The 14,726-nt window shown below is 73.0% G+C and carries 14 protein-coding genes and 4 tRNA genes; 5 read left to right on the top strand and 13 right to left on the bottom strand.

The window, feature by feature from the left end:
- Positions 1 to 88: 88 nt before the first annotated feature.
- The 3 genes from ACFQLX_RS09825 (at position 89) to ACFQLX_RS09815 (ending at position 1,530) form a co-directional block, all read left to right on the top strand.
- Positions 89 to 742 carry an HNH endonuclease signature motif containing protein gene (locus tag ACFQLX_RS09825; RefSeq protein ID WP_386413932.1) on the top strand — a complete coding sequence of 218 codons (654 nt, stop codon included), beginning with the start codon at positions 89 to 91 and terminating at the stop codon, positions 740 to 742.
- Positions 743 to 744: 2 nt separating this feature from the next.
- Positions 745 to 1,404, top strand: a complete 660-nt coding sequence (locus ACFQLX_RS09820; RefSeq protein ID WP_386413818.1) for an HNH endonuclease signature motif containing protein — start codon at positions 745 to 747, stop codon at positions 1,402 to 1,404.
- 54 nt (positions 1,405 to 1,458) lie between these two features.
- Positions 1,459 to 1,530 (top strand) — tRNA-Leu (locus ACFQLX_RS09815).
- A 121-nt stretch (positions 1,531 to 1,651) separates the two neighbouring features.
- Here the strand turns inward: ACFQLX_RS09815 and ACFQLX_RS09810 are convergent.
- From ACFQLX_RS09810 to ehuB, 7 genes are all read right to left on the bottom strand, one after another.
- A tRNA-Lys gene (locus ACFQLX_RS09810) sits at positions 1,652 to 1,725 on the bottom strand.
- Positions 1,726 to 1,784: 59 nt separating this feature from the next.
- Positions 1,785 to 1,858 (bottom strand) — tRNA-Lys (locus tag ACFQLX_RS09805).
- Positions 1,859 to 1,915: 57 nt separating this feature from the next.
- A complete protein-coding gene (locus ACFQLX_RS09800; RefSeq protein ID WP_386413817.1) occupies positions 1,916 to 2,674 on the bottom strand; it encodes an IclR family transcriptional regulator domain-containing protein in 759 nt (252 codons plus the stop codon).
- Positions 2,675 to 2,899: 225 nt separating this feature from the next.
- Positions 2,900 to 3,733, bottom strand: a complete 834-nt coding sequence (gene ehuA, locus ACFQLX_RS09795) for an ectoine/hydroxyectoine ABC transporter ATP-binding protein EhuA (RefSeq protein WP_386413816.1) — start codon at positions 3,731 to 3,733, stop codon at positions 2,900 to 2,902.
- On the bottom strand, positions 3,723 to 4,355 hold the full coding sequence (gene ehuD, locus ACFQLX_RS09790; RefSeq protein ID WP_386413815.1) for an ectoine/hydroxyectoine ABC transporter permease subunit EhuD: 633 nt from the start codon (positions 4,353 to 4,355) through the stop codon (positions 3,723 to 3,725). The genes ehuA and ehuD overlap by 11 nt, the downstream gene beginning before the upstream one ends.
- Complete coding sequence (gene ehuC / locus ACFQLX_RS09785) at positions 4,352 to 5,077, bottom strand: ectoine/hydroxyectoine ABC transporter permease subunit EhuC (RefSeq protein WP_386413813.1); 726 nt, start codon at positions 5,075 to 5,077, stop codon at positions 4,352 to 4,354. The genes ehuD and ehuC overlap by 4 nt, the downstream gene beginning before the upstream one ends.
- Positions 5,078 to 5,086: 9 nt before the next feature.
- Positions 5,087 to 6,001, bottom strand: a complete 915-nt coding sequence (gene ehuB, locus ACFQLX_RS09780) for an ectoine/hydroxyectoine ABC transporter substrate-binding protein EhuB (protein ID WP_386413811.1) — start codon at positions 5,999 to 6,001, stop codon at positions 5,087 to 5,089.
- Positions 6,002 to 6,247: 246 nt separating this feature from the next.
- On the opposite strand from ehuB, the gene ACFQLX_RS09775 reads away from it, so the two are divergent.
- The gene (locus ACFQLX_RS09775; protein ID WP_386413810.1) at positions 6,248 to 6,586 is read left to right on the top strand and encodes a hypothetical protein; all 339 of its coding nucleotides are present in this window, start codon (positions 6,248 to 6,250) and stop codon (positions 6,584 to 6,586) included.
- A gap of 37 nt (positions 6,587 to 6,623) precedes the next feature.
- Here ACFQLX_RS09775 and ACFQLX_RS09770 read toward each other — a convergent pair whose 3' ends face one another.
- Positions 6,624 to 8,426 carry a putative bifunctional diguanylate cyclase/phosphodiesterase gene (locus tag ACFQLX_RS09770; protein WP_386413931.1) on the bottom strand — a complete coding sequence of 601 codons (1,803 nt, stop codon included), beginning with the start codon at positions 8,424 to 8,426 and terminating at the stop codon, positions 6,624 to 6,626.
- 509 nt (positions 8,427 to 8,935) lie between these two features.
- On the opposite strand from ACFQLX_RS09770, the gene ACFQLX_RS09765 reads away from it, so the two are divergent.
- Entirely contained in the window at positions 8,936 to 10,222 is a 1,287-nt protein-coding gene (locus ACFQLX_RS09765; protein WP_386413809.1) for a M6 family metalloprotease domain-containing protein, read from the top strand.
- Positions 10,223 to 10,389: 167 nt separating this feature from the next.
- Here the strand turns inward: ACFQLX_RS09765 and ACFQLX_RS09760 are convergent.
- From ACFQLX_RS09760 to ACFQLX_RS09740, 5 genes are all read right to left on the bottom strand, one after another.
- Positions 10,390 to 10,463: transfer RNA gene (locus ACFQLX_RS09760), tRNA-Lys, on the bottom strand.
- Entirely contained in the window at positions 10,425 to 11,111 is a 687-nt protein-coding gene (locus ACFQLX_RS09755; RefSeq protein WP_386413930.1) for a bifunctional DNA primase/polymerase, read from the bottom strand. Before ACFQLX_RS09755 ends, ACFQLX_RS09760 begins: the two co-directional genes overlap by 39 nt.
- Positions 11,112 to 11,222: 111 nt before the next feature.
- A complete protein-coding gene (locus tag ACFQLX_RS09750; RefSeq protein ID WP_386413808.1) occupies positions 11,223 to 11,609 on the bottom strand; it encodes a hypothetical protein in 387 nt (128 codons plus the stop codon).
- Between the two features lie 103 nt (positions 11,610 to 11,712).
- Entirely contained in the window at positions 11,713 to 13,083 is a 1,371-nt protein-coding gene (locus ACFQLX_RS09745) for an AAA domain-containing protein (RefSeq protein ID WP_386413806.1), read from the bottom strand.
- On the bottom strand, positions 13,080 to 14,639 hold the full coding sequence (locus ACFQLX_RS09740; RefSeq protein WP_386413805.1) for a hypothetical protein: 1,560 nt from the start codon (positions 14,637 to 14,639) through the stop codon (positions 13,080 to 13,082). The genes ACFQLX_RS09745 and ACFQLX_RS09740 overlap by 4 nt, the downstream gene beginning before the upstream one ends.
- Positions 14,640 to 14,726 lie beyond the last annotated feature (87 nt).

Genomic DNA, 14,726 nt, shown 5'->3' with positions numbered 1-14,726 from the left:
GGCGGGCCCGTTTCTCACGTTGCGTGACCTTCCGATAGTCGGATCGTTGATCCATCCGAGAACGGAACTCACGTCGGAGGGGACGCACATGGGGGCAAGCCCGTACACCCGGGAACGACTGGCGGAGGCCGCGGCAGCGGCGAACACGATGGGGGAGGTGATGGAGAGGCTGGGGGTGGATCCCACCGCAGCCACACGGACGTACCTCTGGCAGCGGATGAAGCACTTCGGGATCGACACCTCCCACTTCACATACGAGAGGTACGTCCGCTGGACCAGGGAGAAGCTGAGCGAGGCGGTGGCGGCCTGCTCGAACATGACGCAGGTCCTCGTCCACCTGGGCTTGGACCCCGTGGGAGGCAATCACACGCACATCAGCCGCCGCGTCCGGGCGATGGGCATCGACACCTCGCACTTCATTCCGGCGCAGCGCTCAGAGCGGATGAAGGGAAATGCGCGCCGCCGAGGGCCGGAAGAGATCTTGGTCCAGCGCGATGTCGAGAGGGGCAGAAGAGTGCCGGGGGCCCGGCTCGGGCGGGCTCTGCGGGAGATCGGTGTCCCTGAGGTGTGCGCGATGTGCGACACCGGTCCGGAATGGTACGGCGATCCGCTGCCGTTGGAGGTGGACCACATCGACGGCGACTGGCGCAATAACCGACCGGGGAACCTTCGATTCCTCTGCCCCAACTGCCACTCCACCACGGATGGTTACCGGGGGCGTGGAGTGCGAAGGAGGAGCTGACCATGGCCACCCGCTACACCGAGACCCGACTGCGTGAGGCCGCGGCGGCGTGTTCGTCGTTCAGCGAGGCCATCGTTTTCTGCGGAGGCGAGCCGCATGAGAGAAACAGGCATTACCTGGTGAAGCGCTGCCGGTTCTACGGGATCGATGTGTCCCACTTCAGCGACCTGCCTCGTCCCTACAGAAGGCCCCGACCATCGCCCGAGGAGCTACGCGCCGCGGTGATCGGGTCGGTTTCCATCGCGGAGACGCTGCGGAAGCTCGACCGGCGGGGCAACTCCGGTGAGCGCGCGCATCTGCGTGGCTGGTTGAAGGAGGACGGCCTGGACACCTCGCACTTTCTGGGGCAGGCACAGGGGCGGGGGCGCCCTGGAACGCGTCCGGCACTGACCCCAGAGGAGATCCTGGTCCGCCGCGACCCGGCGAAAGGCCGCAGGCAGACGTACCTGCTGCGCCGGGCCCTCGTTGAGGTCGGGGTGTCGGAGACGTGCGCACGTTGTGGCTGTGATCCGCAGTGGCAGGGCAGGGCCATGACACTAGAGATCGACCACATCAACGGTGACTGGAGCGACAACCGGGCGGAGAACCTCCGGTTCCTCTGCCCGAACTGCCACGCGATCACGGATACGTGGTGCCGGGGAGGGAGCCCTGGTCGGAAGTGAGTCGCACATGCCTGGGAGCGCGTCTGGGGCGAGGGTATGCTTGGCCTTGTATGTGCGCCCGTAGGCCAATGGTGAGCCAACGTCTTTAGGTGGCGTTGTTTGCCGGTTCGAATCCGGCCGGGCGTACCGAGGAGCCCCGTCCCTGGACGGGGTTCCGTCATGTCCGGCCACGGGTTTCGGCCAACCCCGGAAACGACTTTGGGCGTCCTCGGTGATCGAGGACGCCCAAAGAGCACGGCTTCATCTGTGCGCCGCCAGGGACTCGAACCCCGGACCCGCTGATTAAGAGTCAGCTGCTCTAACCAACTAAACTAACAACGCTTGACTCGGCCGACGCCTCATCCCGTGAGGGATGGGGGTTGGCTGTGATGAAGCCGTCGTGCGCCGCCAGGGACTCGAACCCCGGACCCGCTGATTAAGAGTCAGCTGCTCTAACCAACTGAGCTAGCGGCGCTTGACGACATCAACTCTACAGGGTGCGGGGGAGTGCTTTCGACCGCCGGGGTGTGACCTAGATCGCCATGGAGAGGAGGAGGGGTGCCGCGCTCCTGTTCAGGGCGTCGGTGGCGGCGCGCAGGTGGTGGGCGCGGTCGAGGGGGAGGGAGAGGGCGAGGGTGCCCACGGCGCGGCCGGCGGTGAGGGGGACGGCGGAGCAGACGGTGCCGACGGCGTATTCCTGCAGGTCGAGGGTGGGGACGGTGACGGGGTGGCGGTCGAGGGTGGCGAGGAAGGCGCTCTCGTCGGTGACGGTGCGGGAGGTGAGGCGGGCGATGCGGTGGCGGGCGAGGTGGTCGCGTCGGGCCTCGGCGTCGAGCTGGAGGAGGAGGCATTTGCCGATGGCGGTGGCGTGGGCGGCGGAGCGGAAGTCGACCCATTCGTGGACGCGGGGGGCGGTGGGGCCGTCGGAGACGTGGGTGATCTTGATTTCGCCGTCTTCGTAGCGGCTGAGGTAGATGGCGGCGCCGGTGCTTTCGCGTAGTTCGTCGAGGGCGCGGGCGAGGCGTTCTTCGAGGGCGCGGGTGCGTTCGGCGGTGGAGGTGAGGAGGGCGAGGGATTCGCCGATGACGTAGGTGCCGGTGGTGAGCTGCTGTACGTATCCCTCGCGGCGGAGCATGAGGAGGAGGCGGTTCAGTTGGGGGGTGGTGAGGCCGGTGGTGCGGGTGAGGGCGGTGGTGGTGATGCCGTCGGGGTGGCGGGAGACGGCTTCCAGTACGCGGAAGGCGTGTTGGACCGATGCGAGTGGGGCGGTGGGTTCCGGCTTGACGGCCATGGTGTCCCCCCTGTGTCGATGCGTGGTCCGTGGGTGTGCTGGATCCGTGTCCGGGGTGGTGCGGTGTTGCCGGGTGGTTTCCACGATAGCTGTCAAAGGGGCGGTTATGCGGGGGTGTTGGGGAGAGTGGTGGCGGGCCGGGTGTGGGGTGGTGGGGCCCGCCACCTTGGGTTTTGCCGTTGGCATATGCCTCGGGGGTGGGGTGGTGCTTTGGGCGGGGGTGGTTCAGAGGATGGCGCTGAGGAACTCCCTGGTGCGGTCCTGTTCGGGTGCGGTGAAGAGTTGCTCGGGGCTGCCCTTTTCGATGACGCGTCCTTCGTTGAACATCAGGACCTCGTCGGAGATGTCGCGGGCGAAGCCCATCTCGTGGGTGACGCACAGCAGGGTGATGTCGGTGGAGCGGGCGATGTCGCGCAGGAGGTCGAGGACGCCGGCGACGAGTTCGGGGTCGAGGGCGGAGGTGACCTCGTCGAGGAGGAGGATCTCGGGGCGCATGGCGAGGGCGCGGGCGATGGCGACGCGCTGCTGCTGGCCGCCGGAGAGGCGGGTGGGGTGGGCGTGGGTCTTGTCGGAGAGGCCGACGAGGTCGAGGAGTTCGCGGGCGCGCTGTTCGGCTTCGTCCCGGCTGAGGCCGAGGACGTTGACGGGGGCTTCGATGATGTTCTGCAGGACGCTCATGTGGGGGAAGAGGTTGAACTGCTGGAAGACCATGCCGATGCGTTTGCGGATCTCGCGCAGGTGCTTCTCCCCGGCGGGTCTGAGGGTGCCGTCGGGGGTGCGTTGGTGGGTGAGGGGTTCGCCGTCGACCCAGATGACGCCGTCGCTGACGCGTTCCAGGGTCATGAGGAGGCGCAGGATGGTGGTTTTTCCGGAGCCGGAGGGGCCGATGAGGGTGACGTGGCGGCCGCGTCGGACCTCGAAGTCGAGGCTGTCGAGGACGGTGTGGTCGCCGTAGCGCTTGACGACGTGGTCGAAGCGTACGAGGGGGTTGTGCTGCGGGGCCGTGGCGGTGGTGGTGTCGCGCGGCTCGGGGATCTTCAGGGGCTGGTCAGTGGCCAAGGCGCTTCTCCAGCTTTCTCATCAGGAGTGAGGTCGGGTAGCTCGCGAGCAGGAAGATGGCGCCGGCGAGGGTGAACGCCTCGGTGTAGGCGAAGTGTTCGGCGCCGTAGGCGCGGGCGTCGAAGACCATCTCCTCGACGGTGATGACGGCGAGGAAGGGGGTTTCCTTGAACATCGAGAGGGCGTAGTTGCCGAGGGCGGGCAGGACGTTGCGCAGGGCCTGGGGGAGGATCACGGCCTGCCAGGTGCGGCGGGGGGTGAGGGAGAGGGCGCGGCAGGCCTCCCACTGGCCGGGGGGTACGGCGTCGATGCCGGCGCGGTAGACCTCGGAGGTGTAGGCGGCGTAGTGGACGCCGAGTACGGCGATGCCGATGGTGAGGGGTTCGACGGTGGTGAAGAGGGCGTAGGTGCCGACGAGTTGGACCAGTAGGGGGGTGGAGCGTACGAACTCGGTCAGGGCTCGTAGTGGTGCGGTTGCGAGTGGGCTGGGTGTGCGGGCGGCGATGGCGACGGCGAGGCCGAGGACGGCGGCCAGGGCGGTGCCGAGGACGGTGGCGAGGAGGGTGGTGCGGAAGCCTTCGAGGAGCAGGGGGAGGACTTCGCGTATGTCGTCCTGGTTCACGGTGTCACCTCCAGGGCGCCCTTGCGGGGGCGGGTGCGCCTGGTGGGGCGGCGGCCGAGGCGGGTGGCGGCGCGGCGTTCGAGGGCGTTCATCAGGAGGGTGAGGGCGGAGGCGAGGGCGAAGTACAGGACGAGGAGGGTGAGGTAGGCGGGGACGGTTTCGCCGGTGCGGTCGCGCAGTTGCTGGATGACGGTCATGAGGTCGGTGACGGAGATCAGCCACAGCAGCGGGGTGCACTTGACGAGTTGGATGAGCAGGTTGGTGAAGGGCGGGATCATCTGGACCCAGGCCTGGGGGAGGATGACGTGCCGTAGTCGCTGCCCGGGGGTGAGGTTGAGGGCGATGGCGGCCTCGCGCTGGCCGGGGGGGACGGCGCGGATGGCGCCGCGGACGACTTCGGAGCCGTAGGCGCCGTAGTTGAGGCCGAAGGCGACGACTCCGCAGAAGAGGGGCTGGAGTTCGTAGTGGAGGAGTTGCGGCATGGCGTAGTAGAGCCAGAACAGCTGGATGTAGAGGGAGGTGCCGCGGAAGAACTCCACGATGGCGCGGGAGGTGCCGCGTACCAGGGGGCGGCGGTCCAGGGCGGCCAGGCCGAGGGTGAAGGCGAGGGCGAGGGCCAGGGCGGCGCCGTAGACGGTGGCCTGGAGGGTGGTGAGGAGGCCCTGGAGGAGGGTGGATCTGTTGGCGTGGAGGGCGTCGAGGAACGCGGGGAGGTCACCCATGCGGCGCGGTCAGCCCTTGCACAGGGTGGCGGTGGTCAGTTCGGCCGGGGGGACTTCGGTTTCGGCGAAGCCGTACTGGCCGAGGAGGGAGGTGAAGCGCTGCCTGTCGCCGGTGATCTTCTTGAGTTCGGTGTTGAAGGCGTCGCGGAGGTCCTCGCTGCCCTGGCGGAAGACGGCGCCGCCGGGGCTGTACTGCTTGACGCCGTCCAGTTCGGGCAGGAAGGGGTCGGTGACCTGGGTGTCGGGGTTGGTCTTGGCGAGCCAGCGCAGGGAGATGCCGGTGAGCAGGAACGCCTGGACGCGGCCGGACTTGACGGCGTCGGCGCCGTCCTGGGGCTTCTGCAGCGTCTTGATCTTTCCGCTGTCGATGCCGGCGCCCTCGGCGTAGTCGGCTTCGACGGCGCCGGCCATGACGCCGATGGTGATGCCGGCGGTCTTGGCGGAGGCGAGGTCGGTGAGGTTATCGGGGTTGCCCTTCTTGACCATCATGGCGGTGGGGGAGATGAACTCCGGTTCGGAGAAGAGGGCTTTGGCGCAGCGCTCCGGGGTGATGGCCATGCCGGCGCTGATGACGTCGTACTTGCCGGCCTGGAGGCCGGGGATGAGGCCGTCCCATTCGGAGAGGGTGGGGCGCAGTTCGTCGATGCCGAGGGCTGTGAAGATCTCGCGGTGCAGGGTGGGGGCCTCGCCCTTGAGGTCGCTGCCCTCCAGGTATCCGTAGGGGGCCTCGTTGGCGTAGGCGACGCGGACGAAGCCCTGGTCCTTGAGCTTGGCGAGGACGCCGCCCTTGCCGTCCGGGGTGGCTGCCCCGCCGTCGTCGGTCTTGCTGCAGGCCGTGAGGGCGGCGGGGGCGGCGAGGGCGCCGCCGAGGAGGGCGGTGCGGGTGAGGAAGCCGCGTCGGGACGGGTTCGGGTAGTTCGCCATGCGGGTTCCAGCCTCCTGAAGGGGGGCCGCGGTGAGGCGGCTTGATCGGATCGGGGATGCGCCTGCCCGGGAGCGGCGGAATATGCTCCGGCCGGGGGCTGGTGGCCGAACGGAGATGCTGCCGTTATCTGTCCGTTATTTGTTTGTGATGAAAAAGGGTGGGATCCGTACGGATGGACGGTGGGTGATGTTTCCGTGCGGGCATATCCCCTTCGTCCGAAGCGGTCCGGTACGGGGGGTGCGGCCATGGCCGAGAAGTTCCGTGAGGAGGGGGCCGGGGAGCGGGCGCTCCCGGGGCCGGCCGGGTTCGCGTTCCTGCACCGCAGCCTGGAGGTCGACGTCCGGCTCGCGGTGATGGAGTACGCGGACGTGGCCGCCGGGTACGCGGCGGTGGTCGGTGATCCGCGCGTCCCCGGGGAGGTGCTGGACGACTACGGCATCGCGATGGACGTCCTCGCGCTGGCCCGCCGGGTGCCGGCCGCCGAGATCCCGGGCCTGCTGACCATCGGCACCCGGGCGCTGCTGCGCGTCCACCGCGCCCTTCCCGGCGGCGCGCAGGCGGGCGGCGCGGCGGAGGCGGCGTGATCCGCTGCGGGCCCGACTCGCGCCCGTACCCCGGGGGTTACGCCCGTACCGAAGCGCCCAGCAGCTCGGTGATCCGCTCGGCCGGGACCGCACGGGAGTAGAACCAGCCCTGCGCCGTGTCGCAGCCGATCGCCCGCAGCCGCTGCGCCTGGTCCTTGGACTCCACGCCCTCCGCCGTGACGGACAGGCCGAGTTGGTGGGCGAGGTGCACCAGTGCCTCGACGATCGTCTCGTCCGCCGGATTGGGGTGCTCGGCGTCGCGGAAGCCGCGCACGAAGGAGCCGTCCAGCTTCAGCGTCGTCACCGGCAGCCGGCTCAGGTAGGCCAGGTTGGAGTAGCCGGTGCCGAAGTCGTCGATGGCGATGCCGACGCCCATCTCGTGCAGCTCCTGCAGCGCCTGCAGCGGGCGGCCCGCCGAGCCCATGACGGCGGACTCCGTCAGCTCCAACTGCAGCAGCCCCGGCGGGAGTCGGGTCTCCTGAAGGATCTCCGCCACGTCCGCCACCAGGTCGGAGTCCCAGACCTGGCGCACCGCGACGTTCACGCTCATCAGCACCGGGGTGTCCGGCCGGGCCAGCTGCCAGGTCCGCGCCTGCCGGCAGGCGGTGCGCAGCACCCAGCGGCCCAGCGGCACGATCGCGCCGTTCTCCTCGGCCAGCGGGATGAAGCGGTTGGGGGTGAGCAGCCCCAGCCGGGGATGGCACCAGCGCACCAGCGCCTCCACCCCGCGCACCGAGCCGTCGCCCAGCCCCACCAGCGGCTGGTACGCGAGCTGGAACTCGCCGCGCTCCACTGCCGGGCGCAGCCCCGAGGAGAGGGCCTGGCGGGTCATGCGGTGGGCGTTGCGCTCGGGGTCGAAGAGGGTGAAGCGGGCCTTGCCGTCGGCCTTCGCCCAGTACAGCGTGGTGTCCGCGGCCTGCATCAGCGCCGTCGCCGTGGTGCCGCGCGCCTGGCGCTCCACCACGCCGATGCTGGCGGAGACCGCGTGGCGCTGGCCGGCCAGGTCGAAGGGTTCGCGCAGCGCCTCCAGCACCGCCGAGGCCAGGGCGCTGACCTGCTCCGTCCCCGTGGAGTCGGCCACCAGCAGCGCGAACTCGTCGCCGCCCAGCCGCGCCACCAGGTGGCCGCCGTGCGCGGTCGCGCAGTCGCTGAGGCGCCGGCCGACCGCGGCGAGGAGGCGGTCGCCGGTGCGGTGGCCGAGGGTGTCGTTGACGGCCTTGAAGCCGTCGAGGTCGAGGTAGACCAGCCCGATCCGCCCGCTGCCGGCGCTCTCCCGGGCCTCGTGGTCCGGCGTCCCGCCGCCCTGCGTCCCGCCGCTCTGCGCCCCGCCCTCCTGCGCCCCGTCCTCCGAGGCGCCGTCCTCCCGCGTCCCGTCCCCCCGGGCGCGCTCCAGCGCGCCGGAGAGCCGCTCGAAGAAGAGCGCCCGGTTCGGCAGCCGGGTCACCGTGTCGTGCATCTGCAAATGGCGCAGCCGGCCGCGCAGTTCGCGCTCCTCGCCGATGTCCGCCACCGAGAGGAGCGCCCCGCCGCCGGGCAGCGCGGTGATGGTCACCCGCGCCCACATCGGCGAGCCGTCGGCCGTCCGCAGCCGCCGCTCGGCCCGCAGCAGCGGGCGTCGCCCCTGCAGTACGTCGAGGAAGGAGCCCCACATCCACGGCTCCTCGCGCAGGGCGCACAACTCGGCGGCGGAGGCGCCCGTGAGCGCGCCGGGATCGGCGCCGGGCAGCGCGAACAGCGCCAGCATCCGCTCGCCGGCCGCCCGCAGCAGCCCGTCGCTGCCGACGACGGCCGTCGCCAGATGCGCCGCGTCGAAGGCGGCCCGCAGCTCCTGCGCGTCCACGGGCGCGGCCGCGGCGAGATGACGCTCCGTGATCGTCGTGGGGAGGGTGCCGGTCCCGCAGACCGGTCCGCCGAGTGCTCCGCCCACCGCTCGCTCCCGCCGTGAGGGGGTCCCCCAGGGTCCAGGGGGGCCGGTGTGGGGCGGACCGTGGGGCCGGGCCGCCGCGCTGGAAATGTGCCGATCATAGAGGTATTCCGGTACGTGGGGCCAACCACTGCGCAGCCCTTCGAACCACCGTACCCCCCACTGCGGCGCCGTTCGGGGCGAGTTTCGGACCGTCCGATCAGGATCCGTCCCGTAGTGGGCAGACCCGATCCCACGCCGCCCGAAAGTGACGCTGGGTCACGGTGATGCCCGAGCTTCCCGTACGCCCCTCCCGGCCCCCGCGGCGCCCGCTCCCCGCCCGTCCTCACCCGGCCGGCGCACTGGAACAGGGCATCGACCCGCACAAGCACACAGGGTGGGCCTTGTTCGGTAGGTCCGCTTCGTGAGCCGACGAGGTCGATGTGGTGCAGTCAGGGCACATAGCCAGAGAGCCCCGGGAGCCCCGGGAGCAGAGCGCGGGAGCCCGGGACGCGGGCGCCGCGCGCGGGCGGCGGATCCGCCGGGTCACCGCCGTGGCCGGCGCCGCCGCCGCGCTGATAGCCAGCTCCTTCATAGCCGGCCCGGCAGGGGCGGACGCCCCCCGCCCGTGCGCCCTGGAGCGCACCGACGCGCACCACTCCGAGGGCGTCGACACCTGGAACGCCGCCTATCCCCAACCCCGCAGGGAGCTGCGGGCGGTGATGGTCTTCCTCTCCTTCCCCGACTCCCGCCCGCGCACCACGCCCGCCGACCTGGCGGCCGACCACTTCCCGGCCACCTCCGACTTCTTCGCCCGCTCCTCCTACGGCCGCTTCCAGCTGAGGGCCGAGCCGCTGAAGCGGTGGATCGAGATGCCGGCCGACTCCACCTCGTACGAGATCCAGCGCGACTGGGAGCCCGACCGCAGGGCGCGCTACCTGCGCGACGCGGTCGACGCGGTGGACCCGAAGGTCGACTTCGGGGACTACGACATCGTCTACTTCGTCGCCGACCCCGACGCGCCCGGCGTGGACTCCGACGCCACCAAGGTCGTCAACTTCGACCGCCCGCTCGTCGCCGACGGCACCCGGCTGCGGCGCATCGTCACCGTCTTCGAGCAGCACCCCCCGGACCGCAACGTCCTCGCCCACGAGACCGGCCACGTCTTCGACCTGCCCGACCTCTACCACCGGCCCGCCGACGGCAAGGCCGACTGGGACACCCACGTGGGGGACTGGGACATGATGGGCAGCCAGTTCGGGCTCGCCCCCGACCCCTTCGCCTGGCACAAGTGGCGGCTGGGCTGGATCACCGACGCGCAGGTCGGCTGCGTCAACAAGACCGGCACCAGCACCTGGTCCGTCCAGCCGCTGCACGCGCCGCCGCTGCGGGGCGCCCTGCGCAGCACCCGCCTCGTCGTCATCCGCACCGGCAGCGACTCCGCCCTCGCCGTCGAGGTGCGCGCACGCGGCGGCAACGACGCGGAGAGCTGCACGGAAGGCGTGCTCGTCTACCGGGTACGGGCACGCACCGCCTCCGGCGAGGGGCCCATCGAGGTGGTCGATGCCCACCCGGGCTCCAGCGCCTGCCAGAGCACCTCGGTCTACCCGCCGCTGGCCGACGCGCCCCTCGGTGCGGGCGAGCGGCTCGACCTGCCGGAGGACGGCGTCACCGTCTCGGTCACGGGCCGCGCCCCCGACGGCGGCTGGACCCTGCGCGTCGACCGGCGCTAGGTCCTGTACGGCACCCCGCAAGCCGCGTCCCCCGGGCTACGCCCCTGGCCCGGGGGACGCAGCAATCCGGCGGCCCGATCCGGCGGGAGCCCCCGCCGCGGTCGCGCGGAAAACGCCAAGGGCGATGCGGTCTGCGTTTTCCGCAGACCGCATCGCCCTTGAACGAGTGCGCCGCCAGGGACTCGAACCCCGGACCCGCTGATTAAGAGTCAGCTGCTCTAACCAACTGAGCTAGCGGCGCTTGACAGGATGACTTTAGCATCCGATCCGGGGTGATCGAAAATCGGTATCCGGGGGCCGGTACGGCTCCGGGGCGCTCCTCGCCGCCCGCCCCGGGCCGCGCCCCCGCCCGTACGCACGCCCGCAGCAGCGCCCGCGCCCCCGGCAGCCAGGGGTGGCGCACCTGCGGGGCGAGCAGCCAGCGCGGGCCCGGGCGGGGGCCGGCCGGCGGCATCCGCAGCGGGGGGATCGTCACCGCGTCGCCGGGGCCGAAGCACAGCGGGGCGGCGCCCGGCGGATCCGGCAGGGCGGACGGGGCGGACAGGGCCGCCCACTGGCCCCACGCCAGCAGGGACGGCAGCCGGGCGGCCGTGCCGGGGGCGGCGAAGAGCAGCGTCCGGCCGCGGACGACGGCCGCCGGGCCGCTGGCCCCGGGTGCGCCGGCGCGCGGGGTCCACAACTGCTCCAGGACCGCGCGGCCGAGGACGGGCGGCAGACTCACCACGTCGAAGGCCGTGCCGCAGGGCAGCGCGCTCGGGGCCTGGGGGCGTGCCCGCCACAGCGCGAGCACACTGCGCGGGAAGGGGGAGGCGGAGGCCAGCCAGTCGGCCCCGGCCCGGGTGACGACCGCGCTGTCGCCCGCCCGGCCGCCCCGGTCGTCGGTGGTCATGGCATATGCCTACCGGCCGCCGCGCGCTGATACCTCCCGGTTGCGCGAAGTGCTCCCGGTTCGCCCGGTACGGCGCTATCCTCCCGGGCTGGGCAGCCGACCGGACAGCGCTCAGCGCTCCGTGAGCGTGTCCTCGCGGCGCAGCAGCTCCCGGCCGAAGCGGATCATGCGGTGGGCGTAGTCCACGGACCAGTCGGCGCGCTCGGCGACGGCCTCCGGGGTGAGCCGGTCGAAGCGGCGCGGGTCGGCGAGCTGGGCGGCGGCCATCGCCTGGTACTCCACCGCGCGGTCGGTCGCGGCACGGAAGGCGAGCGCCAGGTCCGTGGCGCGGGCCAGCAGTGCGCGGGGGTCCTCCAGGGACTCCAGGCCGAAGAAGTGCTCCGGGTCGGCGAGGGCCTCCTGCGGCTCGAAGGTCAGCGGCGCGGGGCGGCGGGGTGTGGCGGGGCGCCGCTCGCCGGCGGCCTTGCGCGGGCTCTGAGCCGAGTGCGGCTCCTTCATCCGTGTCCTCCCGATCGTGCTGTGCTTCAGCTCCATTGTCCCGGCCCCTGCAAGAGGGCACTGCGCTGGGCGCGCGCCCCCTCACGCCCGGACAGCATGTCCGTCACACCCGTACCGCATGCCCGGCGAGATGGGACAGGACCGCCTGGTGGGCCTCCCAGCCGTCGGGGAAGCGGATCGCCTCGCCCAGGCGGACCGGCTCCGCCGACGGGTACTCGTCCAGCAGCTCGGGGATGCCCGCGCGGGCCACCACCACGCAGGCGTGGCGGTGGCGGGAGGCCAGCACGCACAGGCGGCCCGTCTCCAGGTGGAAGGCTGTCGCGTCGGGGCGGCCCGAGAGCGGGTGCAGCACGAACGTCACGTCGAACTCCATGCCCTGCAGCCGGTTCGCCGTGTCCACCGTGACACCCCGCACGCCGCGGGCGGCCAGCGCCGCGCGGACCGCCGCCGCCTGGTCGCGGTGGGCGGTGCCGACCGCGATCCGCGCCGGGCCCACCGCCGTGCCGCCCGGCGCGCGCTCCGAGTACGCCGTCGCGCCGCGCTCCAGCAGCCGGTGCACCAGCCCCGCCAGCGCCGCCACCGCCTCCGGGTCGGTGCGCGGGGTGGGCCGCGCCGGCAGCTCCAGCAGCCCCCAGCCCGACTCGGCGGCCGTCTCCAGCACCCGGTCCGCGGCGCTCTCCGCGGGCCCGGCGCCCCGGGTGAGGGAGAGCCGGCGCTCGCCCGGTCCCGTACCGCTGCGGAAGGGGGTGTACGGGTAGAACGCCGCGGACACCAGCCCCGCCGCCGAGTGCGGCAGCCGCCAGGACACCGGCAGGCGGTGCTGCGGCAGCCCGGGGTTGTGCGCCAGCAGTGTCGTCACCGCGCTGCCCGCCGGGTCGTACGACAGCCCGGCCCACTGCTCGGAGCCGACCACCGCGAAGGGGTCCAGCTGCCCGGGGTCGCCGACGAACAGCGCCCGCTCGAAGAGGCGGCCCACGGCGAGCAGGGCGTCGGAGCGCATCTGGTACGCCTCGTCGACGATCGCGTGCTCCCAGGGCCCGGCGTCCTTCACCCAGGCCCACTTGGCGGCGGTGGAGACCACCACCGGCAGCGTCGCCAGCTCGGCCACCTTCGCGGACTTCACCACTCCCGGACGGGTGTCCAGGACCGGGTCGTACGGATGGGGGTCGCTGCTGTGCAGGCGGCCCAGCGGCAGCCCGGGGTCGGCCTGGGCGAGGCGGTCGACCAGGTCGTCCACCTGCGCGTTGGTCTGCGCGACGACCATCAGCCGGCGGCCCGCGGCGGCCAGCTCCCGGGCGGCGCGCACCACCAGCGTGGACTTGCCCGCGCCGGGCGGGGAGTCGACCACGACGCCGCGCGCCGTGCCGTGCAGGGTGTCGGCGAGGATCCGCTCGGTGGCCAGGGCGGCGGCCCGCGCGGGGTCGGCGGCCTCGGGCGCCGCGGTGGGCACCGCGGTGGGCGGGGCGCTGCTCACAGGAAGTCCTCCGGCGTCACGGGGTCGGCCGCCTCCGGCGGGCGCGGGGCGTCGCCCGGGTGCGGGGCCGGGGGGCCGCCGTGCGTCCACGGGGTGTCCTCCGGATCGGGGAGCTGCGCCCCGGCGCGGGCGCTGTGCTCGAAGCAGGTGAAGCACAGCACGTCCCCGGCCTCGGGCACGGAGCCCTCCTCGGGCGCCTTGCCGCGCCCCATGCCGTTGAGCAGCCGCAGGACGACGGTGCGCGGGGCGTCGGGGCCGTCCGGATCCGAGCCGTCGGGGCCCGCGCCGTCTCCCGCGTCCCGCGCTCCCGTACGCACCACCTCGGCCGTCTGCGTCCTGCCGTCCGCCTTCGCCCGGTAGACCTCCGTGCCCTCCGCCAACTGCGGCTCGTCCCACGTCTCCAGCGTGACCAGCGGGCGCGGTCGCGGCGAGCGGCCCTCGGACAGGGCCGGCTCGACGTGCAGCACCCGGCCCGCGAACGCCTGCCCCGCCAGCCGGTGTTCGGCCATGACCAGGGGGTCGTCCAGCGCCTCGCCCGCCGCCAGCTCCGCCTGCGCGCGCTCGCGCGAGGCGAGCTTGCGGGCGGCGGTGGTGGCGTCGTCGCGCCGGGGCTGCGGCGGCTCGCCGGCGCGCAGCCGGTCGCGGTGGTGGGTGTACGACCAGCGGTCGCTCTTCCAGCGCTCCGCCACGTGCGCGCCCGGCGGCAGCTCGCGCAGCAGCGCCAGGCCCTCCCACACCGCGTCCCAGGTCGGCCGCAGCTGGGTGGCGAGCAGCTCCCGTATCTCCTCCTCGGCACCCGGCTTCCCGGCGTCGAAGCGGGCGGTCGCGGGGGCCAGCAGCCGGTTGTCGAAGGCCGGGTCGGTGGCCGGGCCGGCCGGCGGGGTGCGCAGCTGGCCGCGCGCGTCGCGGGCGCGCTCGACCGCGTCGGGGTCGCCGCCGCGGATCCAGGCCAGCAGGACGCCCAGATGCTGGTCCTCCAGCCGGCTCTGCCCGGTGGCCCAGTGCCGGCCGAGCAGCTCCGTCATCGGCAGCAGCAGCGCCGAGCCCGGGGTGCGGGAGCGCTCGGCGTAGTGCGTCAGCCAGCGGCCCAGCAGCGGCACGCGCGGCGGCGCCGGATAGGGGGTGTCCGGCTCCTCCTCGGCGGTGCGCCGAAAGCGCGTCGAGCGGCCCAGCAGCCGGACGTACTCCACGCCCGGCGCGCTGGGCACCAGCAGCTGCGGGGCGTCGGCGCACACCTCCAGCTCCTCGCCCTTGCGCAGCTCGGTCTCCACCTGCGCGCCGTAGGACTCCAGGTACGGAAGCACCACGTCCGCCAGCCGGGCCAGGAAGGCGAAGCGCAGGTCGCGGTCGCGGGGCTGGGGGACGACCAGCAGCTCCGGGCTCGCCGGGTCCGTACCGACCAGGGCGCCGAGGGGGGCGGCGGCCTCGCCGGCGGTGGTCAGCGGGACCAGGACCAGGGGGCGGGGCGAGAGGTGGCGGTGGCGCACGGTGGTCAGCGGCTGCGCGCGCCGGGCGCGGACGGCCTCGGCGCGGGCGAGGGTGGTCAGCAGGCTCACGGGCGGGCCTCCCCGGCGGCGCGGGCGGCGGCAACGGCGGAGGCGGCGGGGGCGGCCGCCGCGAGGGCCTCGGCGCGCAGCCGCGCG

The sequence above is a fragment of the Streptomyces polyrhachis genome (genome assembly GCF_042663125.1).
GTDB classification, from domain to species: domain Bacteria; phylum Actinomycetota; class Actinomycetes; order Streptomycetales; family Streptomycetaceae; genus Streptomyces; species Streptomyces polyrhachii.
Note: the sequence above shows the minus strand (reverse complement) of the source record. Positions and strands in the feature narration are given on the sequence as shown.

Coding starts and splice junctions, on each gene's coding strand:
- ACFQLX_RS09825 (WP_386413932.1), top strand. CDS start 89: ATGGGGGCAAGCCCGTACACCCGGGAACGACTGGCGGAGGCCGCGGCA.
- ACFQLX_RS09820 (WP_386413818.1), top strand. CDS start 745: ATGGCCACCCGCTACACCGAGACCCGACTGCGTGAGGCCGCGGCGGCG.
- ACFQLX_RS09800 (WP_386413817.1), bottom strand. CDS start 2,674: ATGGCCGTCAAGCCGGAACCCACCGCCCCACTCGCATCGGTCCAACAC.
- ehuC (WP_386413813.1), bottom strand. CDS start 5,077: ATGGGTGACCTCCCCGCGTTCCTCGACGCCCTCCACGCCAACAGATCC.
- ehuB (WP_386413811.1), bottom strand. CDS start 6,001: ATGGCGAACTACCCGAACCCGTCCCGACGCGGCTTCCTCACCCGCACC.
- ACFQLX_RS09775 (WP_386413810.1), top strand. CDS start 6,248: ATGGCCGAGAAGTTCCGTGAGGAGGGGGCCGGGGAGCGGGCGCTCCCG.
- ACFQLX_RS09755 (WP_386413930.1), bottom strand. CDS start 11,111: ATGACCACCGACGACCGGGGCGGCCGGGCGGGCGACAGCGCGGTCGTC.
- ACFQLX_RS09750 (WP_386413808.1), bottom strand. CDS start 11,609: ATGAAGGAGCCGCACTCGGCTCAGAGCCCGCGCAAGGCCGCCGGCGAG.